This window comes from Pseudoalteromonas sp. 10-33, assembly GCF_001469195.1.
GTDB lineage: Bacteria > Pseudomonadota > Gammaproteobacteria > Enterobacterales > Alteromonadaceae > Pseudoalteromonas.
In genome coordinates, this window is the sequence record NZ_LOFI01000027.1 from 1 (window position 1) to 23,948 (window position 23,948).

Sequence of the window (23,948 nt, forward strand, 5' to 3'; positions counted from 1 at the left end):
TTGGCGCCATCACAAAATGCGGAAACGGCCGAGCAAGACGCCTTCTCGTTGAAGGTGCACACACTTATCGGTATGCGGCAAATATATCGACAGATATGCAAAAACGACAAGAAGGTTTACCAAAGGACATTATTGATATTGCGTGGAAAGCACAACTTAGGCTCTGCAAGCGCTATAAAAAAATGATAGCCAAAGGGAAACACTACAACCTGGTTGTCACCGCCATTGCCCGAGAAATGATTGCGTACATATGGGCTATTGCAAAAGAAGTGGTGCTTACGCCAGTGAATACAAAACTTAGATTGGCAAGAGTACCCGCATGATAAACGAATTAGAGTTAATGCATAGGATCAAGCATCGGGTGTGGCACAACCACCGACGGCGTTAGGATGGCAATGCAGCTAACGCTGCATTGAACCACGAACATAGACTGAAGACAGGTGCCACGACGGAATAAGTAAGGTCTGCTCTGTTACTAGAAATAGTAATAACCAACGAATATCAGCAAGATAACCGACGACATTACTTGCTTCATCCTATGTATTAACTCGCTCTAATTCGAGCTGAAGTAATTATGGCTTAAGAAGTTAGGCAAGGATCAGTGTGTTTAACTTGACAGTGGGAGTCATACCAACGCCCTAATAACGGGCAAATTATTGTTGGCTAAAATAAGCGACGCAGGAGCAAAAGCCAACTGTAATTTGTCCTGTTAATTTGCTTGTTATATTAGCAATTTAATGCCGAAATCCGAATTTTTTCTACCGTTTTAAATTCTACTTCAACAGGTTGTGAGAGTTTATTTATTTGGAGCACATTCATTTTTAAATTGATGTTTTTCTGCTTTTTAAATTTAAAAACTAACCTAAAGTGAGTAGCTCTATGGTTAGAAGTTGGCAACTCTGCCAATGAATTTAAATCATTGGAATACCATTCATTGTCAGATACACGATAAAAATAATTTACCTCATATGGAAGGATTTGTTCGCCATCGACTAGAAATAAAATGCTTTGCGGAGGTAGTTTTAAATCGAATAGTTCTTTTGATTCGACCTCAAACCAAATCCATGTTTGATCATAATTAATATGAACATCACCCGCTTGAGTAGATACCTTAACGTTTCCTTGATCGAAAATAAGTTTGGATGGCGAATTATCTCCACAATGACCAACTGAGACAACATCACCTAACTTTGAATGCGGGGCATAATATGTTCCAGGGTAAATACTGCACCCTTGAATAATAATTAAAAACATAAATGCTAGAAATGTACGCATAGCTTCCTTTGCTAATATAACAGCTTATTGAACACCACTTTGGGGGTTTATAACACCCCAAAACGGCGTATATTACATTGCTTAATAATTCCACTAAACAACTTCAATGTAAACAAGTAATTACGTATATTGTAAAGTTATTGTCGTTAAAATACACCAAAACGACTTTTAATAATGTTATTGGACATAATACAAATAGCTGTCTATATATACAGTGCACTTTAAAAGTTGAGTATCATTTATGAAATCTCCCTTTCTAACCATGATTAAAGACCTTATGTATAAAAAGCGGTATGCAAAGAGCACTATTGAAGCTTATCTTTTTTGGATAGGTGGCTATATCCGCTTTAATAATATGCAGCACCCAACCTCTATGGGGGACACTCAAGTTGAATTATATTTAAACCATTTAGTAAACTCGCAAAACGTAGCGCAAGGCACACAAGCGCAGGCACTAAATGCGCTAAGCTTCCTATATAAAGAAATAATCAAGACCCCCCTCTCATTATCATTAAACTTTGTAAAAAGTGAACGCCCAAGAAAACTACCTGTTGTGCTTACTCAAACAGAAGTTTCAGAACTATTTAAACACTGTGTAGCAAAGCATTATTTAGCGTGTGCACTACTTTATGGTAGTGGTATGCGCTTAATGGAGGTATTGCGCTTACGGGTTCACGATATTGACTTTGACTATAACTGCATTCGAATTTGGGATGGCAAAGGAGGCAAAAATCGTGTTGTAACACTTGCATTAGAGCTGACACCGCAATTACGTTCTCAAATACAATTAGTTGATAGTTATCTACAATTAGATCTTAAAAACCCTTTGTATAGCGGTGTGTATATGCCGCATTTGTTACGTAAAAAATACCCAAATCATAATAAGCAGCTGGGCTGGCAATATTTATTTTCATCTTATAAATTAAGTCTTGATCCCGAAAGTAAACAATTAAGGCGCCATCATATTGATGAAAAGCAATTACAACGCGCTGTTAAAAAAGCCGCTTTTGATGCAAAGATTAATAAACATGTTACCCCTCATACTTTGCGCCATTCTTTTGCTACTCATCTACTGCAAAGCGGCGCTGATATCCGCACAGTTCAAGCACAACTAGGCCACAGCGATGTACGTACTACGCAGATATATACTCATGTATTGCAGCAAGGTGCTAATGGGGTTGTTAGCCCTTTTTCAAGATTATGAGTGCCTCTTTTTAATCCTCTACCGTTACATATTTGCTTTCAAACCAATATCGCTATCTATTGCTACTTTGAATAACACACAAAAAAGCCCCGTTTAGTTTTAATCAAACGGGGCTCCACACTAATTATTTGCTCAAAAATAAAAGCGCCGATTTTGCTGGCGCTTTGCATCATTGAATTAACTTTATAGCTTACTGGTTAACAACACTTTTAAGTGGGTTAACTGGTTGTGCGTTGTCATCTAATATGTTCATATCAAAATCAAACTCATCAACACGAATCGCTTTTTCACGCTTTTTGTTGTAATCAATTAACTGAGCAAACTCAGCGTCTGTAATTACGTTTGCAGCAAGTGCGTTTTCAAGGGTGATGCTAAAGCGAGCACCTGGCTTGATAGTTCTTGCACGTAGTGCTTTTTTAACTTTTGCAAGTTCAGCTAGTGATGCGATTTTAGCTTTGTAAGCTTGCTCGTTGATGTGATGACCGTCACCTTCGATAGGCTTAACTAAATGCGTTATTTGCGCTTTAAAGGCTGTATCAAGCTGTGCTTGCTCAGCTAATTCGCGAATTAAATCATCGCTGATTTTTGGCATTTTAGTTGAGTAGTTCATCGTAATAAAACGAATAAACTTACGAGTACCACTTGCAGGGAAATTATCTAAGAACTTGTGCAATGCTTCTTCTGCGCTTTGTAGTGCAAAGCGAGTTGCATAATGGAAGTAAGGTGCTGCTTGCTCGCGCTCGCTGCTCGCTACTTTTTGCTCGTAGTATTTGATTGATGCCATAGCTGCATACAAGAAGCTCATTACATCGCCTAAACGTGCTGATAGCATTTCAGCTTGCTTTAATTTACCGCCAAGTACTAACAACGAGAAGTCAGCGTATACTGCAAGTTTTGCAGATAGCTTGTGTACTGCTTTTTCGTAGTCACGTACTTCTGGTAATGCTGAGCTTGCGCCAGCTGTAAATGGTAATACACCTAAACGGAATGCACGTAAGCTGTTAGCTGTACTGTAACCAATTGTTTTACGTAAAATACCGTTGAATTCTGCATCAGCGCCTTTGTCGTCGCTGTGGATTGATTCAACCATAGATTGTAAATATGGGTGACAACGCATAACACCTTGACCAAATATCATCAGGTTACGAGTAAGGATGTTTGCGCCTTCTACAGTAATTGCAATAGGTTGTGCAACATAGCCACTTGCTAGTGTATTTTGCGGACCATTTTGAATCGCTTTACCTGCTTGAATGTCCATCGCCGAGTCTAATACGTCGCGACCAAGCTCTGTCATGTGGTATTTAGCAATTGCAGTTACTACCGATGGTTTTAAGCCCATGCCTAAACCTTCAGTTGTCAGTACACGCATTGCTTCTTGTAGGTATGTTTTACCCGCAATGTCAGCTAGTTTTTCTTGAATACCTTCAAACTGACCGATTGATAGGCCAAACTGCTCACGAACTGCTGCGTATTCAGATGCAGATTTAAGTGCAACTTGCGCTGTACTTACACCTAGCGCAGGTAATGAAATACCACGGCCAGCACCTAAACAGCTAACCAGCATTTGCCAACCACGGCCGATGTTTTTCTGTCCACCGATAACAAAATCCATTGGTACAAAGACTTTGTTACCACGTGTAGTACCGTTATAAAAACGGATACCCATTGGATCGTGGCGGTTACCAAGTTCTACACCTGGGTGCTCTTTTGGAATAAGTGCACAGGTAATACCTAAGTTTTCTTTACCACCTAGTAAACCATCAGGGTCAACAACTTTAAAAGCTAAACCAAGAACAGTCGCAATTGGTGCAAGTGTGATGTAACGCTTGTCCCATGTAATTTCAAGGCCAAGAACTTCTTCGCCGTTGTGCATGCCTTTGGTTACTTTACCAACGTCTGGAATGCCGCCTGCATCAGAACCCGCTTCTGGGCTTGTTAGGGCAAAACATGGAATGTCTGTGCCGTTTGCTAAGCGTGGTAAGTAATGCGCTTGTTGCTCTTGCGTACCAAAATGAAGAAGTAGTTCACCCGGACCTAATGAGTTAGGTACCATTACTGTTACTGCTACTGCAGAACTTTTAGTCGCAATTGTGCCAACAATTGTTGAGTTTGCGTAAGGGCTAAACTCTAAACCACCAAATGACTTAGGAATGATAAGCGAGAAGAAACGTTCTTTTTTCAAAAACTCTAAAATGTCATTCGGTAAGTGAATGCCATTTTGAATTACTGAATCGTCAATCATGCCTAGTAGCTCTTGTACAGGGCCGTCAAGGAATGCTTGTTCGTCAGCTGTTAATGTAGCTGCTGGTACATCGCGTAATGCACTGAAATCAGGCTTACCTTGATAGATAGAACCTTCAAGCCAAACATCACCCGCGTCTAGCGCTTCTTGCTCAGTGATAGAAATACTTGGTAAAACTTTTTTTAACTTTGTACGTAAACTCATGATTGAACTCATCCGACCAGATAAATAATACCTACATTACGTCATAAAAATCGCTTTAGATCAATTACTCTATTCAATTAATTAACAGTTTTTTCAAATTATTTTCTTTACCCGAACGTAAACTGTTGAAACACAAAGGCTTACACCTGTACGCTGAAAATGATAAATTTTTTAAGATTGATGGATAAAACGTCGTGCTAAGGCACCTACTAGTCAATAATCTGTAAAGTGGGTAACGGATTGGGGTATTTTTTTAAATACAGACTGTTTTAATTTTTGAAATTTAAGCCTGATTTATTGTATTGAACAGGGTAAGTTGACACGTTAAATACGTGATTTATGGCCACTCGAATTTTTTAAAATACTTTTGCTTGTTAGTGTAAATGTATAAAAAAGAGCAAGTGAATGACACCTAAAAAAGGCATAAAAAACGCAGCTTAAACAGGCTGCGTTTTGTATTAATCAGAGTTTTTTAACAGCCTATTTTTACGACATGCTTGCCTGTAAAACCACCCGCGAGCTGCGTGTTTAAGGCATTAGATACCGCGTTTGCGTTAAACTCAACAGGCGTTAAGGTCGGTGCTTTAATATCACCATTAGTGGCGCCTTCGAGTAATAAATTGCCCATAAAACTTAAACGCTGTTGGGCACATAAACTATTAGCCAACCATGCACCACCAAGCGACACAACACTAATATTAGGTGCACGCCTATACATTAAATTTTGGTCAAAACATGGCAATGGATTTAAACAGGCTATTTTGCCGCAAAATCGCATGAGTTCGATATTACGCGCTGTCGACTCACCACCCACGGTATCGATTACTGCATCGAACCCTTGCGGCCCTAGCTCTCTACGAATTTTTTCACACAACTTTTTATCGTTGTAGTCAAACACAACATCCGCGCCAAGCTGTTTAACGAGTTTATGGTTTTTCTTAGAGGCTGTTGCAAATACATCAGCGCCACGCTGTTTAGCGTACTGAATAGCAAACTGCCCCACTGCACCTGCCCCACCTTCAATAAAAACAGTTTGACCTTCAGTGATACTAATTTTATCTAAGCTAATTAGTGCTGCCATTCCGGCGCAAGGCAGCAAAGCAGCAACCGCTGGGTTTAACTCTTGCGGTACAATAGACACTGCAAAATTAGGCACTTTTGTGTATTCACTCAGTACCCCTTGCCCACCTACGTTGGCGTGCCACATGACTCGCTCGCCAACATTAGGAAAAATCCCTTTACTTGCTTTTACTACAACACCTACCGCATCAAGCCCCAAAATATGAGGGTACTGCCACAAGCAAAAACCTGATTTTGCAAAATGCCCATCAACAGGGTTTAAGCCAACATATTCTACCTTTATCAATAGTTCGTTATCTGAACACTCAGGTACGGGTATCTCAATGTCAGCTAAACTTATTTGCTCATTAGGCGTTTCTAATACAATGGCACGCATTGTTTGCGGTATAGTATTTTGCGCTAAAATATCAGTATCAGACATCGTTAAACTCTACTTATTTGTGTTACTTAATGCATAGCTCCAACGCCCGTTAAATGACTGGTACGCATTGACCTTTGCAAGTAACGATAAAATGGTTGTTTCAACTGCATTTTCTTGTGCTATTAAAACATCCTGACGGGCATCTAACAACTCTAGATAAGGGATTTGGCCTTCTTCATACATGGCTTCTGCTTGTAAAAAGGCCTTATTAGCAAAGTCATAACGTTCATCTGCAAAACGTTTTTGCTGTGCCTGATTAACTAACCCCTGCAACGAAAGCTCACTTTCACTAAGTGCTTTAAGCACCACATTTTGATAATCGCTGTAAGCGGCTTCACTTAAAAACTGTTGTGCGTCTCGTTGTGCTAAAAGAGCAGGATAGCTTAAGATTGACCATTGCAACTTAGGCGCAATTTGCCATTGCTGCTGTGTATCGCTAAAGCCATTACTACCTAGACTTAACACACCTGCAAAGCCACTTAGGCTTACATCAGGTAGTAAAGCTTTACTGGCTGCCACACTTAAACTATTGGCTTGGCTAAAGTCATAAATTGCACGGCTAATATCTGGCCTCAGTGCAATAGCGGCATTTGGCTTACTAAGTGTTACGTCAAATTTATTGCGTAACACACTCAGTTCATTTGTTAATTCAATATTTTGAGTTAAACGCCCTGTAAGAACAGCAAGCGTTGATAAATCACTGTACTTAGCAAACTCAATGGCAGGAATTAACGCTTGTTGCTGGCGTAATTGCGCTAGGGTACGGTTTAAATCAAGCTCACTTGCAACACCTTCATCAACTCGCGCTTGTAACACATCAATACTTTGCTCAAGCGCTTGTATTTGTAAGCTAATAATGCGCTGTTTTTCAGCATTGCCTTGATAGCTAACAAACCCTTTAACAACCGCTGAAACAACTTCAATTTGGAGTAAACGAACTTGCTCTGCTTGGCTCATAGCCGATGCATTAGCCGCATCAACTAAAGCAGTAACTCGGCCAAATAAATCAAGCTGCCAATTAAGTGCAAAATTAGCACTTGATTGGCGTGAGTTTGTATCTCCTAAGCCGCTTCTTTGAGCGCCAACCTCAACACCACCTTGCGGTAAATATTGTGCTTTTTGCTCGCCCAGCCTAGCTAATGCACTTTTTAGTACAAGCTGACTTGTTTTTAGGTCGTAGTTTTTAGCGAGTGCATCTGATACTAATTGGTTTAGCTGCTCAGATTCAAAAGCGTGCCACCAGTTAGTTTCATCTGCACCAGTTAGCTGGTCAGCAACTGCAGCACTGGCAACAAATTCGTTAATTGTTTTTTGCTCGTCAAGCACGTCAATCTTACTTGCACAGCCAGATATGAGCGTGACCATTAATACAGACGCTACGGTTAACTGTGTTTTAAACCGCTTTGCTATTTGATTAGTCATTTGATAACTCCTGTGTGTTACCTTTTTTCTTTACAACAAGCATGTAAAACACCGGAGTAAACAATAAACCAAACACGGTTACACCAATCATCCCAGAGAACACCGCATTACCCATTGCATGGCGCATTTCAGCCCCTGCACCCGTTGCTAGTACAAGTGGTATAACACCCGCTGTAAACGCGATTGATGTCATAAGTATTGGGCGTAAACGCATACGACATGCCGCTAATATTGCATCAATATGCGATAAGCCTGTATCGTTTTTATCTTTTGCAAATTCAACCATTAATATCGCATTTTTAGAGGCCAAGGCCACCAGCACAATAAGCGCTATTTGCGTAAATATATTGTTGTCTGAACCTACAAACCAAACACCAAGTAATGCTGAAAATATCGTCATTGGAACAATTAAAATAATTGCCAATGGTAAGCGTAAGCTTTCATATTGTGCAGCCAATACCATAAACACCAGTAACACAACTAATGGGAACACATACACCATAGTGTTGCCTGCTAATACTTGTTGGTACGTTACTTCAGTCCATTCGTATTCAATACCACTGGGTAAGTTGTCGGCCAAAATAGCCTCAATTGCCAGTTGAGCTTGGTCAGAACTAAAACCAGGTGCAGGACTGCCGTTAAGCTCTGCACTTGGGTAACCGTTGTAGTGCATTACACGGTCTGGACCAATTGTTGGCGTAACCGTTAGGATTGAGCCTAATGGCACCATGTTACCTTCACGGTTTCTTACTTTGAGGTTAAGAATTTGATCAGGGTCTAGACGATAATCAGCATCAGCTTGCGCATTTACTTGGTACGTTCTGCCAAACATATTAAAGTCGTTTACATACACAGAACCCAAGTATATTTGTAAAGCATTAAACACTTCGTCAAGCGGAATGCCTTGAATTAACGCTTGTTCACGGTCAATATCAATATCCATTTGTGGAACTTGAATTCTAAAGCTTGAGTAAAGCCCCATGAGTGCTGGATCTTGTTGCGCTTTGCCAATCACTGTTTGTAGGCTGTTAAATAACGCTTCAAAACCTTTGTTTGCTCTGTCTTCAATTTGAAGTTTAAAGCCACCTGTAGTACCTAAACCTTGAATTGGCGGCGGCGGAAATACTGCCACAAACGCTTCGTCAATTGCTGCAAACCTTTGATTTAACTGCGCGGCTATAGCCATGGCCGATTTACTCGGATCGGTTCTATCTTCAAATGCATCTAACGGAGTAAACACAATCCCGCTATTTGGGCTGTTGGTAAAACCATTCACTGATAAACCTGGAAATGCAACCGTATTAGCAACACCTGGTACTTCAAGTGCAATTTGTTGCATTTGTCTAAGCACATCTTCAGTACGGTCAAGGCTTGCTGCATCAGGTAGTTGTGCAATGGCAACTAAGTACTGTTTGTCTTGTTGTGGAATAAACCCACCTGGTACCGCATCAAACAGCTTAATGGTTCCACCTACTAGGGCAACATAACCGATCATTACAATAAAGCTCATACGAATTAGTTTTTTAACTAATCTTTCGTAGCCTTTGGCGCCTCGGTCAAATACACGGTTAAAGGGTTTAAATAACCAGCGGCCAAATAGTTTATTTAATAAACGCGTAAATGCATCTGGCTTAGTATCGTGAGACTTTAACAACAGTGCCGCTAATGCTGGCGACAGCGTTAACGAGTTAATTGCTGAAATCACCGTTGAAATAGTAATTGTTAAGGCAAATTGCTTATAAAATTGCCCTGAAAGTCCGGTAATAAATGCCGTAGGAATAAACACTGCACACAATACGAGTGCAATGGCAATAATTGGCCCTGTCACTTCGCTCATAGCAACACGTGTTGCTTCAAGTGGCGAAAGCCCTTGCTCAATGTTACGCTCAACATTTTCAACTACAACTATGGCGTCATCGACCACAATACCAATGGCAAGTACTAAGCCAAACAGCGACAAGGTGTTAATAGATACGCCTAACCACTGCATTACCGCAAACGTACCAATGAGTGAAATAGGCACCGCAATAAGTGGAATAATAGAAGCACGCCATGTTTGTAAAAACACAATGACAACAATAACTACCAGTACAATAGCTTCAAGCAAAGTGGCAATAACAGCATCAATAGAGCCACGAACAAATACAGTAGGATCATAAACTATGTCGTATTCTACACCTTCAGGGAAGTCTTGTGATAAACGCGCCATGGTTTCGCGTACTTGGTCAGAAAGCTCAATGGCATTAGACCCTGGGCGTTGAAATATAGGCATTGCAAGTGCAGGTTGCGAGTCAAGCTCAGCACGCAAAGAATAGCTGTCTTGACCAAGCTCTACGCGGGCAATATCTGTAAGGCGTGTTATTTGGCCTTCATCACCCACTTTAATAATTACTTGTTCAAACTCTTCAATACTGTTTAAACGCCCTTTTACATTTAACAGTACTTGAAATTGACTGTCGTTAGAAACCGGCTGTGCACCTAAGCTACCCGCTGCTACTTGTTGGTTTTGTGAACGGAGTGCGGTTACTACATCGGTTGCTGTTAGCTCGCGTGCTGCTAGCGCATCTGGGTTTAACCATACACGCATGGCGTATTTACCTGCGCCAAATAAACGCAAATCACCCACACCCGGTAAACGTGCTATTTCGTCTTTAATATATAGGTCTGCATAGTTAGACAAATACGCGGTATCGTGCGATTTTTTTGGTGAGTACAAGTGCACCACCATGGTTAAATCGGGTGACGATTTTTCAGCCACCACACCTAAACGTTGCACTTCTTCAGGTAAACGTGGCAAGGCACTGTTAACACGGTTTTGTACTTGTACTTGGGCGCGGTCTAAATCAGTGCCTAGTGCAAATGTAACCGTCAGCGTCATACGACCATCACTGGTTGCTTGAGAAAACATATACAGCATGTTTTCTGTACCATTAATTTCTTGCTCTAACGGCGTTGCTACCGTTTGCGCTATTACCGTTGGGTTGGCCCCTGGGTAGCTTGCTGTTACAACCACGGTAGGCGGCACGACTTCTGGGTATTCACTTACCGGCAGTTGGAATAACGAAATACCACCGGCAATTAATATAACCAAAGACAGCATGGCCGCAAAAATGGGTCGCTGTATAAAAAAGTGTGAAAATTTCATCTAAAAAACCTTATTGCTTTGCGACTAAGCTTGAATCGTCATTGTTCATGGTGAACGCAACATCACTGCTATCAATGGTTACTTTGTTCGGTGCTACAGGCATACCTGGTCCAACACGAGCAGGGCCATTTACGGCTATTACATCGCCCTCTGCAAGACCTGAGGTGATAGCACGAAGAGAGCCATAACGCTCACCCACTGTAACTAATTTGTACTGCAGCACATTGTTTTCACCCACAGTCAAAACAAAGCGGTTTTTTAAATCAGTTCCTATTGCTCTGTCTGGGACAATTATCTGCTCTGTTACTGAATTAGCAGCAAGCTTAATGCGCGCAAATGAACCTGCACGTAGGTGACTGTTATCTTCGTCAAATACGGCGCGTACACGCAGCGTACCGGTTGATGAGTTAATTTGGTTATCAATAAAGTTAATGTAACCTTTGTAAGCAAACCCACGCTCGCCTACTTTTTGCATTACTACCGGTTGACGGCTTTGTGCGGTTACATTGCTGAAGTCGCTGTTCCATGTGCGCTCATCTACGTCAAAGTAGGCATACATTTTTTCGTTAGAAACAATACTGGTTAACACACTTTGCCCTGCAATAATGTTGTTACCTTTAGTTATATTGGCACGCGAAATCACACCATCAATTGGTGACACTATGGCTGTAAATTCTAAATCAAGTTTGGCTGAGGTTAATTGCGCTTGTAACGCTGCAAGTTGTGCTTCGCGTTGGCGTAATACAGACGTGCGTGACTCTGCTTGTTCCGTTGAAATTGCTTTACGCTCAGTTAATCGCTCAGCGCGTTTAGCCTCGCTTTTTGCTTGTTCAAGTGCAGCTTGCGCACTATTAACCTGCGCTTTTAAACTGGCAACCACTGCCGCAAACGGACGGTCATCTAACTTAAATAATACATCGCCTTTTTTAACTAGGTCGCCTTCATTAAATGTAATCGCTTCTATAACACCTGACACTCGAGGCATGAGTGCAACTTCTTGCGGTGACTCTAAGCGAGTTGTATAGGTGTGCCAGCTTTGTACTGGTTTAACAAGTACGTTAGCAACATCGATAGGTTGAAGAAATTGCGCTTGAGCCGAAGGCGGTGTGCTTTCATCTGCACAGCCGGCAAGTGTTAAAAATGCGCCTGCAAATGCAGCAGCGATAAGGTGTTTTTTCATGAAGACGCTCCTTTAATTGATTAAGAACGCATACTACGGCTTATACCTGCGGACAAAAACCATAGATTTTTAAATTCATTAATGCCAAAATGGCATCAATAGTGTATTTATGGTGGTTTTATGGATACGACAAGTCGGCTTTTAATGTTGCTTGAAGTGGTTGAGCAAGGCTCTTTTGCTAAGGCTGCTGAATTACGTAATATCGACCGTTCTGTGATCTCAAAACAAATTAGTCGTTTAGAAGATGAACTAGGAGTTAGATTACTAAACCGCACTACTCGCTCATTTTCACTCACTGCCGCGGGTGCAGAAATGATAAAAAAAGCCGGTGAGCTCAGAGAGCTGCTTGGCGAAACCGTGCGCATGGCCGAAAACTACCACTTAGAGCCTCGTGGCGTCCTTAAAATAACCTCATCAACACTCATTGGTAGGCGCTACTTACAACCAGTACTTAATGACTTTCAAAAGCGTTTCCCTCAAGTTGAAGTTGAATTAAGACTTGATGACAGATTAGTTGATATTGTATCTGAAGGGTTCGATTTAGCATTTCGAATTGGTGAGCCAAAGGATTCATCCCTTATCGCCCGCAAAATTGCCCGTAATCGCTTGTTAATTGTTGCCGCCCCCGAGTTTATCAGCACGTATGGTATGCCAGCCACAATGGAAGAACTAGCAGATTTGCCTGCGGCAAGTTATGCGAGCAACTCTATGAGAGTTGAAACAGTGGACTATTACAATAGCTCTGGTGAGCCATGTGAGCAAAAAATAAAAAGTGTATATCGCGCTAACGATGCTGAAGCACTACTTATGAAAGCCATCTCTGGTACAGCTTATTTTGTAGCGCCGGCATTTATAATCGGTGACGAAATTACCGACGGTAAATTAATACCTATATTAACGGATGTAAAGTTAATGGATTACAGTGCAATGTATGCTGTTTATCCGCACAGAGATTTACCTGTACGTACACGATTATTTTTTGATGCAGTACGCGAATATTTAGGAAAAGATAAACCAGTATGGGAGCACGGTATTCCAAACTTTGAGCAAATGTATTAGGCAGGTATTAGTTCAGAATTTTTATGCTCTTTCGAATTAGCATACACTTTATTGCGACCTAAACGTTTTGCTTTATAAAGTTGTTTATCGGCTTCAATAAAAATGGATTCGAGCGAAGAGTTAACCTGATGACTTGCCACACCCACACTAATGGTGAGCTTTATTTTTTTACCGTCTATATTGAACTCCGTCTTCTCTACTGTCGCTCTTAGTTTTTCAGCAGCAAGTAAAGCGTTCTCTTTTGAATCAAACGAATGAATAACGGCAAATTCCTCACCACCAACCCTAAACACGTAACCCTTTGCTAAGGTTATTCTTAAAAGCGTAGCAATCTCAGTAAGTACCTTATCCCCTACGTCGTGGCCAAATTTGTCGTTTATTTGTTTAAAATAATCTAAGTCGAGTAAAAATAAATAGGTATTTGTTTTATCAATAAGTTCCACTTCAAAATAATGATTCATTGATAACCGGTTACCCGCCCCCGTTAGTGGGTCAAGCAGCGCTAGATTTTTTAAACGTTTGGATGAAAGCGCACGGCTTCCCTCAAAAATATGCGATACAGTCCAAATACTGACGTACGCTAATAGTAAATTAATTGCCATATTAAAATTAACAATTGATTCGCCAGTATATTTACTAAATAGAGTTAACGATTGAACAACAAGTACTGTGCCTGAAAAGAAGATACCGTAACGCTTACCCATCAACAGATAACACAATACGGGTAAGGCAAAAGACCAAACAAATAATCCATATTTGGGGGCAGATATAAGGTTAGCGTAAAGAACTATAATGCACACCAACACACACATGACAACTGATTGCCAAAACCGTAATGCATGTTTGTTTAAGTGATAAATGGTATATAAGCAATAAACTGAAAAACACAACTCTAAAAAACCGAGGAAGAACACACCACTAAATACGTTTAAAACGCTAAAAAACAGTGACACAGAGCCAAAAAACAAACACATCCATACAAGAACATGCTTTCTTAATGCTTTGGTACTATTTAGAGCAGTGATATCCATTCAATTAACTCAGTAATGTCGAACTAAGGGATTATTCTACCGTGTAATAAATATATAACAAGTGTAACTGAGTGTTATTCGGCCACATTGTAGTAATTTTAACCGCTAACCACCTAGCATCGAAAGGTTTGTTGTGACCCCGGTTTCACCCTGATGCAATAAATGTGTTGGTTTTTTAGTTTTAATATAAACAGAGAGCTGATCTATAAGTGCTTGGCTTGAGCTTTCATTCATGTACTCTCGTAATGAGATGCCTTGCTCTGAAAACAGGCAAAGGTGTAGCTTACCTAAAGACGACACCCTTAGCCTATTACACGAACTACAAAAATCATTACTGTAGGGCATTATTAAACCAATTCGGCCTTGGTAATCTGGATGATAAAACTCTTCAGCTGGGCCCGCTGTGACACTTCTAATGATTGGCTGCCAACCCGCTGCACGCAATCGCGCTTTAATTGACTGACCCGATATATGGTTTGCATCAAAAAATGCTTTGTTGTCATTTGTTTGCATCAACTCAATAAAGCGCATAGTAACTGGGCGGTGCTTCAAATACGCTAAAAAGGTATCGAGCTCTTGGCCGTTATATTGCTTCATTAGCACACTGTTTATTTTTACCGATTCAATACCACTGTCTAACGCGGTGTCGATGCCTTTCATCACTGTATTAAATTTATCGTGACCAGTAATGGTGTTAAACATTCTTGCATCAAGTGTATCAATACTCACATTAATCGCATTAAGGCCTGCATCTACCCAATTGTTAATGTGTTTATGCATCGAAAAGCCATTTGTTGTGGCCGCTATTTTTGTAATGCCTGAGGTATCTTTTGCTGCACGAATAACATCTATAAAATCTTTCCTGAGGGTAGGCTCACCCCCGGTAATACGCAGCTTAGTAATACCATGATGTGCAAAAGCACTAATCGTATTACTGATCTCATTCAGTGAAAGGAACTCTCTATCATGGTCACATTGGTAGCCATCGGGTAAACAATAAACACATTTAAAGTTACACACATCGGTGATCGATAAACGTAAGTAACTAAATTTTCGCCCTGCTGGGTCGATGAGCATAAATAAACCTTAACCTTACTTTTTTAAACAGAGCCCGTTGAGCCTTGAGCGTTGAATTGCTTTATGCTTACACAGTACCACATGGGTTGACTCGTATTTAAACTAATTCTGAGGGTGCAAATACCTCTCAAAATTAAACATCTCTAATAAATCGCACTGCAAAAGCGTGTAAACTAAAGCTTTACACGCTTTTAGCATTTAATTAGGCTTTTAAACCCTTTAAAACTGCACTTGGTTTCATTGGCAAGTCGCGTAAACGCACACCTACTGCATTGTAAACGGCATTGCCAATTGCTGGCGCAACGCCAATAACACCTGGCTCCCCTAACCCTACAGGAAACTCATCACTTTGCACAAACTCAATGTCCATTTCTGGTACATCTTGCATTCTCAGTGGAAGGTAAGTATTAAAGTTTGTAGCAGCTACTTGGCCGTTTTTGTATGAGTTGGACTCATTTAAGGCCATACTGGCTCCCCACAATAATGACCCCTCTAATTGCGCTAATGCGCCATCAGGATGCACTATTAAACCGGCATCAACAACAGCGTATAACTTTTTAAGGGTGATTTTACCATCGCTTTTGTTAACGTGAACATGGGCTGCGGTGCCAATCCATGCTGGCATATGGCGCTCTTGCCCTGAACTAACTGAAAAACCAATGCCTTCATTTTCGTTGAGTTTTATTGAGCTGACCTTGTCTGACACTTTTTTGAGCACATCATGTAATCGGCGCGCGCCACCCACACTTTCGGGTGCTTTACCCGCTTGTTTGCCTTTACCGTCAAGCATTGATAATCGAAACTTAACCGGATCAACACTTTGTTTGTGAGCTATTTCATCTATAAAAGACTCAAGGCTCCATACAATCCAACCCGGTCCAACTGAACGTAACCAACCCGGCGTAAAAGTGCTTTGTGCTAACTCGTTATTAATAGCACGAGCACGATGGTTGCTCATGCTGTACCAGTGATCGGCACCAGAGGCAGAAAACGAATCAAATTTACCATTACCATCAACACCCGGAGCTAAAAAGCCTGGCGCCATTGCTTTGGTTGGCCAACCTGCAGCAAAGGCATGTTCTAACGCACTAAGCTCACCCGTTTCACTAAACGAGGCTGTTAACTTAGCCGTAGATGCCGAGCGAGACTGATCAAATAAACTGTCATCGGCGCGAGTAAACACGAGCTTAACCGGTTTACCTATTGCTTTAGCTGTTAACGCAGCGGGTACCGTCCAATCGCCGAATAATCGACGGCCAAAACCGCCCCCCAAGTAATAAGGGCGAATTATTACGTTATTTTGTTCTATATCAAGGGCTTTAGCTAACGCCGGTAACGTAAGTGATTGCCATTGGTTACCCGTATGCACAATCCAATTTCCGTCTTTAAATTCAGCTATGGCATTAAGTGGTTCTAACTGGTAATGACTTGCTGTTGCGGTGGTGTAGGTTGCATCAAATTTATTTTTTGCATCGGCCAAAACCTGAGGCGTATTGCCTTCATCTACAAATAAAGTACCGGATGCGCTATCGTCACATAATTTTTTACCCTGCGCCTGAATATCTGCCTCGGAGACGTTGGCCGTTTTGCCTACCTGGTAGCTTACATTTAACGCATCAACCGCTTTAATAGCACTGTGATAATTGTCAGCCAGTACAACAACCCATCCTTCGACGGTATTACTAGGATCGTTTAATATTTCAAAACCGCGATAACCTTTAATTGCTTTTGCGCCACTGTCATCAACACTTGTTACTTTACTTCCATATCGTGTTGGAGGAATAACCGGACGCGCATACACCATCCCTTCTATTTCAACATCAATACCATACACCGCTGTACCGTTTGTTTTAGCGGGTATATCTAATGCTTTAAAATCTTGATTTAAGCCCGTTAAATGACGTTTATTGGCTGGTTTTAAAGGGAGCTGTGCGACCTCTTCACTTGTAAAGGTACGATTAAACTCACCTTTTTGTACAATATCGGCGTAGCTTACTGATTGTCCACCCGCAATAATTTGCCCTTTTTGTGCAATACATTGCTCTGGTTTAACCCCTAGCATTTTAGCCCCTGCATCAATAAGGGCTAAGCGACCTGCGGCACCCGCTTGCGATAGCGGTTTAAAACTTTGAAATACTGACCACGAACCACCTGTAACCATATATCCCCATTTCTCGTGGGTGTCTACGTAAGTAATTGATACTTTATCCCAATCACACTCTAACTCGTCGGCCACTATTCGTGCTAAAGCAGTACCAATGTGTTGGCCCATTTCAGCCTTTGCAATACTAACCTCTACCCCACCATTGGTATCCATTGTCCACCAAATAGTGGGTGAAAACGCCTGTTGTGAAATTGATTCTTTGGCGCTCAAAGACCCTGTAAATAAAGCAGGTGCAAATGCCATCACTAGGCCCGCACTAGCACTGCCAATCATAAATGAACGACGATTTAAGTTGACGGTTTCGCTATTTTTTTGAAATAATTTTTTCATTATCCGCTCCAATTAAACGTCTTGCTCATTTGGGTTAAACATTTGTACTGCGCTTTGCGATTCATCAGCCGCACGTTTTATTGCCGACTTTATACGTTTGTAAGCCATACAACGACAGTAATTACCATTCATATGATTGACAATTTCTTCATCAGTTGGTGATGGATTGTCTGCAAGCAATGTTGCTGCTTGCATAATCTGGCCAGACTGACAATATCCACATTGCGGTACTTGCTCATCAACCCATGCTTTTTGCAGCGGGTGTTCGTTATTAAGACCTTCAATAGTGGTAATATTTTTACCTGCTACAGCAGCAATAGGTAATACACATGAGCGCGTAGCCTGTCCGTCTAAATGCACAGTACAAGCACCACACATTGCTATGCCACAACCAAACTTAGTGCCCTTTAGCCCAACTTCATCGCGAATAACCCATAACAAAGGTGTATCTTCACTTGCATGTGATTCAATCACTTTGCCATTAATTGTAAACGTTACCATAACTCGCCCCTTGAATAAGCTTTCAATCAACTGCACCGCGAGTTGTGCTGAACAGTTGGAGTACCATTAAAATTAAAGCAACTTGACCCTTCAACATTGCTCTTAAGTAGTGCACGCAAGTTTACACGCTGCGCAGTATGCCTTTGCGCTTACAAATATTAATGACGTCTTATATTTGCAAGGCATCTAAAAAATTTCAATTAAAGTCTAGTTTGTTTTTTCTATTTAACCCGAACCTGCTTGCGATAGATTTATTAGCTATAGTGTACGTTAGCAACTAAGTCCCTATTTTAGAGGCATAGCGCTTTAACTGCTCAACAGTGTCTATATCTGTGCTTGCCTGGTTAATTAAAATGCTGTTTACAATATCACCCGAGCCACGAAGTAAGTGTTGCGCACCTTTGTCAGTCGTTAAAGTGGTGAGTAAATCAAAATCATCATAAGGAAATATTGCTGGCACACCTAAGCGCTTTCCGTAGTTAGCACACCATCGGGTGGGAGTTTTCTGAAATCGAGTGACTAAAAGCTGAATATCGCAAGTCTCTAATTCAACCTGATCTGCTAGCATAAATAAAATGCCATCCCAATCGCCACTATGCTTTAAATGATTGGCTGCAAGCGCAATTGATTTACCTAAACCTTGCCGCCAATGTAAATTATGGATTATTTCAATGTTATTACAGTGCTTAAGCGCTTGAGTAATTTCGCTATGCCAAGCACCAGAAACAATATAAACAGGGCTTGCGTCTAACTGCTGTAAAACTTCAACTGCACGCGCGATCATGCTTTTATTGTTGCCCACATTAGCTATTAATTTACACCCATTAAAACGAGACGATTGCCCGGCGGCTAACAATACTTTTGCTATGCGCATACTTTATTGGCCCCAATTACTGAGGGATTTAGCATCTTTATTAGAAAGCACAGCATGGATTTCACTAATAAGTGACAATGCAATACTTTCTGGCGAGTCGCCACCCAAATTAAGTCCTACAGGACCAAAAACAGGTGCTTTAACATCCTCAATAGCTGTATTGGCTTGCTCAAAAACCTGTGCGCGTCGGTGCTTTGGACCCAGCAATCCCATATATTTTAAATGAGATTGGCTCAACGCAAAAAGTGCATTTGCATCAAGCTCAACACTGTGCGCCATTAATATGCTGGCATCTACCTTTTGCATTTCACAATATTGAGTGAGCTCTTGTGAGGGACAACGTAAAATAGCATCTGCCTGCTGAAAATATTGCCTTTTAGCATTAGCTGCGCGCGGATCCCATACGGTCACGATCCAACCTAGTTGCTTTGCTATCGAATAAACTGCAACAGCATCGGCACCGCCACCCACAATTAAAATATGGGGGGCTGGGTATACGGCTACTTGTAGCCAATGCTGATTATTTTTTTCAATGATTTGTGCTTTACGATTAACAGAAAGGCCATCAGAAATATTACGTTTTGAAAAAAAACCCTGCCCCAACGCACAAACAGGTTGGACTGGTTGCGAATAGTAACCTGACACTTTTTCTTTTAGAGCATTAAAAACTGAATCGAGACTTAAGTATTCATTGGCAGCATTCACTGGCTGTAAAACAATATGAACAATACCACCGCAACCAATGCCTAATTGAAAAGTTAAATCATCTTCATCAGTTGCGTCATAAGTAATGGTTTTTGATTTTAAAGAGGTCATCACTTGTTTGGCGTGGCGCTGAATATCTGCCTCTAGGCACCCCCCCGAAAGCATACCTAAACGCTGGCCTAGGCTAGAAATAAGCATCATAGCGCCTAGCTTGCGGTAGCTGGAGCCTTCAATTTTGTACAATGTTGCCAATACCCATTGCTGTTCGTCTCGCAAAGGGTGCCACGTAGCCAGCATGCTTTTTAAATCAGTTACCATATATGTGCCATTAGAGTCCTTTAATTATGTATTTTTCAAAATATACAAATATTACTGTGAATAACTGACTAACTTTAAAACGCCTTACTTACGTTGAACCCAATCGATAAGATCATATTTATATTATATAAAATAAAGCATTATCAGCCACTGTAAAGGTTTACTATTTACGATTCCATTAAATCGTTTAGAGTTTCAATCAGGCTGTCAAATTCATCATTAACACTTTCGCGCTGTTTGTTGCTCAATGTAGGAGCGAGTTCGATTAATAAATTGACATATAAATCGAGGTTGGTTGCATTTATAGCTAATTGTTCTTCGCTCATAAAGGCCTCACGTTCTTTTATTACGTGGCTCAGTTTATTTACAAACTCGTTTTCTGGTAAGCTTTTATTATGCATTATTACTTTAGCCGCATCTAAGCGAGTTTGTTTGTAATCGAGCCAAAGAGCCCCTGATTCTGTGTGTTCATTATTTGCGTCTGCAATGAGTTGCTTTTGCTGGTCAGTGAGCTTACCAAGCCAATCTGAATAGTAGTCTAGCTGGTTTTCTAGGCGTTTAGTTTTGCGCTCTTTACTAGATTGTTCGTTATATTGCTCACGATCTTCGTTAATTTGATCTTGTATATTTTGTATAAATTCGTCGCGTTGCTCTTTAGAAAGCGTATACCCTAGCTGTGCAAGGGGGTAATGCGCATGTTCAAGAAGGTTTTTCCAATGCGTTCTGGCAAATACAACCTGCTCTTTTAATTGGGCATGATTGAGTTGTTGATTAAACAACAATTTTAAATTTTCAATATCTTGCTTGTATGCTGGCAATTGTGTGTCGCGGTGCCATTGCTGTGTGGTATTAATAATTTCTTTTAGTTGTTTGTTCTGTTGTTTGTTTAAATCGACGTAGTCATCAACCCAAAATGATGATAACCATGTTAAATTATTATAAGTAAACGAAGCAGAACAACTCGTTAATAGCAGTACACTTAACGCAATAGTTATATGTGACAACTTATTTTTTATTGTTTTAAACATTTTCACCTCTGCAAACATAAACGCTTAACGTAGCTAAGCACTTACATAATGACCTTGCGTATTACGAACACGCTCTTTTTAATCGCACGTAAGCTCGAAAGTATAAAATTAAAGTAACACGTTTTTAGCCGTGCTTTGACCTAGTTATTTCTTTTAAATTTTCTGTTATATCTGTATCTTACGTTTATTACATCAAACGGGTTAGGTAAAACAACCCCGATTTGAGCTATGCTATAATGGCACACAGTGTTTATCTAAACCTAAATGCACGCTAATTTTTTTGTAGCAATACAATAAACCTAAAATACAGCAATGTTATACGCCCTTCATTACGTGTGAGTGCAATAGTATTGCAAAGAAAATGGTTTTATTTAACTCACAGTGAAACGATTACTTGTTGGAGACATCGCTATGTCACAGTTTAATTTAAAAACGTTATTACTTACGGGTGCTTTAATTGCTAGCCCTTTTGCCAATGCGACTCTTGAAGAAGGTATTATTGCGGCAAACGAAGGTCGCTTTGAATTCGCTTTAAAAGAATTTGAATACCTTGCCGACAAAGGGTTTGCACCTGGCATTTACGAACTTGCTAAGTTATACGAAGAAGGCCACGGCGTTACACGCGATTATTACAAAGCAGCCGACCTATACAAAAAAGGCGTAAAAAAGAACCACGCAGACTCAATGTTTGCATTAGCGGTATTATACGATGAAGGTAAAGGCGTTAAATTAGATAAACAAATGGCTTTATCTCTATTCGAAAAAGCAGCCAAAAAAAACATGCCTGCCGCACAGTTTAACTTAGGTGTTATGTATTCAAATGGTGACGGTGTTAGTCACGATTACAAACTTGCTAAAACATGGTACGAAAAAGCCGCAGGTAATAACTATTCTTTAGCGCAATTTAATTTAGCGCTTATGTACTTTGAGGGGTTAGGAATGCCAAAAAACCTCGAAAAGTCATACATATGGAATACGATTGCCGAATACAATGGCAACATGCAAGCAAGCCACAGTCGTAAGCTGGATGAGCGTTCCATGCTACCAAAAGAAATTGAAGAAGCAAAAGAAAAAGCCGACGCAATTTACACTAAAATTCTTGCAGGCACATATGCAGGCGAAGGGCGTCTGTTTTAAGTCAAGCAATACAAATAAAGCTGAACTTAGTGTCATTGCGCATAACGAGTTCAGCTTTTTTAAATTTGTTTTACTTAATATATAGCCACTTTAATAGTTTAGTTAGCAGTTTGCTTTGCTTGAGTAACAACCCTATACGGGGGTTAAAAGAACCAGAAACCAGTGTATTTTTAGCGTGGCTAAACGTTAAAAACCCTTCTTTACCATGATAGTGCCCCATACCTGAGTGACCTACGCCACCAAATGGCGCGTCGTCAGCGGTTACTTGCACCAGAGTATCGTTAACGGCAACGGTGCCACTGAGCGTTTGTTTAATAATGTACTCTTGCGCTTGTTTATCTTGACCTAAAATATAAAGAGCAAGTGGGTTAGGATGCTGTTTAATATAATCAAGAACTTCTTCTAACTTCCCATAACTCTTAATTGGCAATATAGGCCCAAATAATTCGTCTTGCATAAGTTGCATGTCATCGTTCACGTTTGTGACTAAATGCAGGCCCATACGATGCTTATCTGCATCTTGTTGATTTTGCTCAAGTGGCTTAATGACATTTGCCCCAAGTGCTTGTGCTTGTACCAAATATTCGGATAAACGCGCATAATGCGAATCACTAATAATAGAGGTTAAATTTTTACCTTCAACACCTTGCTTAAAATGCTTTTTATAAAGCTCACATAGCTGTTTAATGAGCTGGCTTTCTAAGGTTTTAGGCACAAATACATAGTCTGGCGCGACACAAATCTGACCGGCATTCGCCATTTTTCCAAATAAAAGTGCGTGCGCTGCCTTTTTAACATCGGCTTGCTCGGTAATAATAACTGGTGACTTGCCGCCAAGCTCTAAAGTAACGGGGGTTAAGTTTTTACTGGCGGCTTTCATTACTAATTTGCCAACCCCTGTAGAGCCGGTAAATAATAAGTGTGCAAAAGGGAGGGACGAAAATTCGCTTGCAACGTCACTACCACCTTGGACCACACATACGTGCTGGCTCATTTTATTATCAAAAAGCTTTTCTAAAACAGCATTGGTATGAGGAGTAAATTCACTCAGCTTCAACATAACCTTATTACCCGCAGCAATTGCGGTGATCACTGGCACAACTGCAAGTTGAATTGGATAATTCCACGGTGCGATAACGCCTACAACGCCTTTTGGCTGATAGGTAACACTCACTTTTGAAGGCCATAGGCTAAGCCCCACAGAACGTTTACTAGGCTTTGACCACTTAGGTAGCTTTTTAATTATGTGCGAAAGCCCTTGCACGGTAGGTAAAATATCCCCCAGTAAGGTATCAAACGCAGTACGATAACCAAAGTCTTTAGATACCGCACTGATAAGTTCTTCTTCAAGCTCTACAATGCCCGAACGTAATTTTTTTAAAATGGCTAATCGAGAATGAACTGTAGGATAAGGGTTATCTAAAAACGCATTTTGCAAACTATTAAACTGCGTTAATAAAGAAGCTGTTTGTGCTGTGTCTGTCGTCAAAATAGGTTACTCGATTTTTAAAGTTATTGTCGACTATAACCTTGTTCTGTTTTTCGAGCAAT

General features: G+C 40.6%; 17 protein-coding genes and 1 pseudogene. 4 read left to right on the forward strand and 14 right to left on the reverse strand.

Annotation, left to right across the window (positions count from 1 at the left end; genetic code table 11):
- Window positions 1–323, forward strand: a pseudogene (locus tag ATS76_RS16535) (IS110 family transposase); the annotation flags it as partial.
- A 403-nt stretch (window positions 324–726) separates the two neighbouring features.
- Here ATS76_RS16535 and ATS76_RS16540 read toward each other — a convergent pair.
- Entirely contained in the window at window positions 727–1,275 is a 549-nt protein-coding gene (locus ATS76_RS16540) for a hypothetical protein (RefSeq protein WP_058552948.1), read from the reverse strand.
- Between the two features lie 241 nt (window positions 1,276–1,516).
- Between ATS76_RS16540 and ATS76_RS16545 the strand changes: the two genes are divergently transcribed.
- Entirely contained in the window at window positions 1,517–2,479 is a 963-nt protein-coding gene (locus ATS76_RS16545; RefSeq protein ID WP_058552949.1) for an integron integrase, read from the forward strand.
- Between the two features lie 190 nt (window positions 2,480–2,669).
- On the opposite strand, the gene ATS76_RS16550 is transcribed toward ATS76_RS16545, so the two are convergent.
- From ATS76_RS16550 to ATS76_RS16570, 5 genes are all read right to left on the reverse strand, one after another.
- Window positions 2,670–4,925, reverse strand: coding sequence for an acyl-CoA dehydrogenase (locus ATS76_RS16550; protein WP_058552950.1), 2,256 nt, complete (start codon window positions 4,923–4,925; stop codon window positions 2,670–2,672).
- 472 nt (window positions 4,926–5,397) lie between these two features.
- Window positions 5,398–6,426: a zinc-binding dehydrogenase gene (locus ATS76_RS16555; RefSeq protein ID WP_058552951.1), complete on the reverse strand. Its 1,029-nt coding sequence runs from the start codon at window positions 6,424–6,426 to the stop codon at window positions 5,398–5,400.
- 9 nt (window positions 6,427–6,435) lie between these two features.
- A complete protein-coding gene (locus ATS76_RS16560; protein WP_058552952.1) occupies window positions 6,436–7,848 on the reverse strand; it encodes a TolC family protein in 1,413 nt (470 codons plus the stop codon).
- Entirely contained in the window at window positions 7,841–10,993 is a 3,153-nt protein-coding gene (locus tag ATS76_RS16565) for an efflux RND transporter permease subunit (protein WP_058552953.1), read from the reverse strand. Before ATS76_RS16565 ends, ATS76_RS16560 begins: the two co-directional genes overlap by 8 nt.
- Before the next feature lie 10 nt (window positions 10,994–11,003).
- On the reverse strand, window positions 11,004–12,173 hold the full coding sequence (locus tag ATS76_RS16570) for an efflux RND transporter periplasmic adaptor subunit (protein WP_058552954.1): 1,170 nt from the start codon (window positions 12,171–12,173) through the stop codon (window positions 11,004–11,006).
- 120 nt (window positions 12,174–12,293) lie between these two features.
- On the opposite strand from ATS76_RS16570, the gene ATS76_RS16575 reads away from it, so the two are divergent.
- Window positions 12,294–13,232: a LysR family transcriptional regulator gene (locus ATS76_RS16575; protein ID WP_058552955.1), complete on the forward strand. Its 939-nt coding sequence runs from the start codon at window positions 12,294–12,296 to the stop codon at window positions 13,230–13,232.
- On the opposite strand, the gene ATS76_RS16580 is transcribed toward ATS76_RS16575, so the two are convergent.
- The 7 genes from ATS76_RS16580 to ATS76_RS16610 all read right to left on the reverse strand — a co-directional run bounded on the left by ATS76_RS16580 (window position 13,229) and on the right by ATS76_RS16610 (window position 21,260).
- Entirely contained in the window at window positions 13,229–14,263 is a 1,035-nt protein-coding gene (locus ATS76_RS16580; protein ID WP_058552956.1) for a GGDEF domain-containing protein, read from the reverse strand. The two genes, ATS76_RS16575 and ATS76_RS16580, sit on opposite strands and share 4 nt — an antisense overlap.
- 105 nt (window positions 14,264–14,368) lie before the next feature.
- Window positions 14,369–15,340: a GTP 3',8-cyclase MoaA gene (gene moaA / locus ATS76_RS16585; RefSeq protein WP_058552957.1), complete on the reverse strand. Its 972-nt coding sequence runs from the start codon at window positions 15,338–15,340 to the stop codon at window positions 14,369–14,371.
- 202 nt (window positions 15,341–15,542) lie between these two features.
- Complete coding sequence (locus ATS76_RS16590) at window positions 15,543–17,834, reverse strand: xanthine dehydrogenase family protein molybdopterin-binding subunit (protein WP_058552958.1); 2,292 nt, start codon at window positions 17,832–17,834, stop codon at window positions 15,543–15,545.
- Window positions 17,835–17,846: 12 nt separating this feature from the next.
- A complete protein-coding gene (locus ATS76_RS16595; RefSeq protein ID WP_058552959.1) occupies window positions 17,847–18,335 on the reverse strand; it encodes a (2Fe-2S)-binding protein in 489 nt (162 codons plus the stop codon).
- A gap of 277 nt (window positions 18,336–18,612) precedes the next feature.
- Complete coding sequence (locus ATS76_RS16600) at window positions 18,613–19,209, reverse strand: nucleotidyltransferase family protein (protein ID WP_058552960.1); 597 nt, start codon at window positions 19,207–19,209, stop codon at window positions 18,613–18,615.
- 3 nt (window positions 19,210–19,212) lie between these two features.
- On the reverse strand, window positions 19,213–20,232 hold the full coding sequence (locus ATS76_RS16605; RefSeq protein ID WP_058552961.1) for an XdhC family protein: 1,020 nt from the start codon (window positions 20,230–20,232) through the stop codon (window positions 19,213–19,215).
- A gap of 167 nt (window positions 20,233–20,399) precedes the next feature.
- Entirely contained in the window at window positions 20,400–21,260 is an 861-nt protein-coding gene (locus ATS76_RS16610) for a DUF6279 family lipoprotein (RefSeq protein ID WP_058553096.1), read from the reverse strand.
- Between the two features lie 411 nt (window positions 21,261–21,671).
- Between ATS76_RS16610 and ATS76_RS16615 the strand changes: the two genes are divergently transcribed.
- Window positions 21,672–22,397, forward strand: a complete 726-nt coding sequence (locus ATS76_RS16615; protein ID WP_006791705.1) for a tetratricopeptide repeat protein — start codon at window positions 21,672–21,674, stop codon at window positions 22,395–22,397.
- A 70-nt stretch (window positions 22,398–22,467) separates the two neighbouring features.
- Here ATS76_RS16615 and ATS76_RS16620 read toward each other — a convergent pair whose 3' ends face one another.
- On the reverse strand, window positions 22,468–23,886 hold the full coding sequence (locus tag ATS76_RS16620) for a coniferyl aldehyde dehydrogenase (protein ID WP_058552962.1): 1,419 nt from the start codon (window positions 23,884–23,886) through the stop codon (window positions 22,468–22,470).
- Window positions 23,887–23,948 lie beyond the last annotated feature (62 nt).

Excerpts from the sequence above, each read along its gene's own strand:
- ATS76_RS16540 (WP_058552948.1), bottom strand. The coding sequence starts at position 1,275 with ATGCGTACATTTCTAGCATTTATGTTTTTAATTATTATTCAAGGGTGC.
- ATS76_RS16545 (WP_058552949.1), top strand. The coding sequence starts at position 1,517 with ATGAAATCTCCCTTTCTAACCATGATTAAAGACCTTATGTATAAAAAG.
- ATS76_RS16550 (WP_058552950.1), bottom strand. The coding sequence starts at position 4,925 with ATGAGTTTACGTACAAAGTTAAAAAAAGTTTTACCAAGTATTTCTATC.
- ATS76_RS16555 (WP_058552951.1), bottom strand. The coding sequence starts at position 6,426 with ATGTCTGATACTGATATTTTAGCGCAAAATACTATACCGCAAACAATG.
- ATS76_RS16560 (WP_058552952.1), bottom strand. The coding sequence starts at position 7,848 with ATGACTAATCAAATAGCAAAGCGGTTTAAAACACAGTTAACCGTAGCG.
- ATS76_RS16565 (WP_058552953.1), bottom strand. The coding sequence starts at position 10,993 with ATGAAATTTTCACACTTTTTTATACAGCGACCCATTTTTGCGGCCATG.
- ATS76_RS16570 (WP_058552954.1), bottom strand. The coding sequence starts at position 12,173 with ATGAAAAAACACCTTATCGCTGCTGCATTTGCAGGCGCATTTTTAACA.
- ATS76_RS16575 (WP_058552955.1), top strand. The coding sequence starts at position 12,294 with ATGGATACGACAAGTCGGCTTTTAATGTTGCTTGAAGTGGTTGAGCAA.
- ATS76_RS16580 (WP_058552956.1), bottom strand. The coding sequence starts at position 14,263 with ATGGATATCACTGCTCTAAATAGTACCAAAGCATTAAGAAAGCATGTT.
- moaA (WP_058552957.1), bottom strand. The coding sequence starts at position 15,340 with ATGCTCATCGACCCAGCAGGGCGAAAATTTAGTTACTTACGTTTATCG.
- ATS76_RS16590 (WP_058552958.1), bottom strand. The coding sequence starts at position 17,834 with ATGAAAAAATTATTTCAAAAAAATAGCGAAACCGTCAACTTAAATCGT.
- ATS76_RS16595 (WP_058552959.1), bottom strand. The coding sequence starts at position 18,335 with ATGGTAACGTTTACAATTAATGGCAAAGTGATTGAATCACATGCAAGT.
- ATS76_RS16600 (WP_058552960.1), bottom strand. The coding sequence starts at position 19,209 with ATGCGCATAGCAAAAGTATTGTTAGCCGCCGGGCAATCGTCTCGTTTT.
- ATS76_RS16605 (WP_058552961.1), bottom strand. The coding sequence starts at position 20,232 with ATGGTAACTGATTTAAAAAGCATGCTGGCTACGTGGCACCCTTTGCGA.
- ATS76_RS16610 (WP_058553096.1), bottom strand. The coding sequence starts at position 21,260 with ATGTTTAAAACAATAAAAAATAAGTTGTCACATATAACTATTGCGTTA.
- ATS76_RS16615 (WP_006791705.1), top strand. The coding sequence starts at position 21,672 with ATGTCACAGTTTAATTTAAAAACGTTATTACTTACGGGTGCTTTAATT.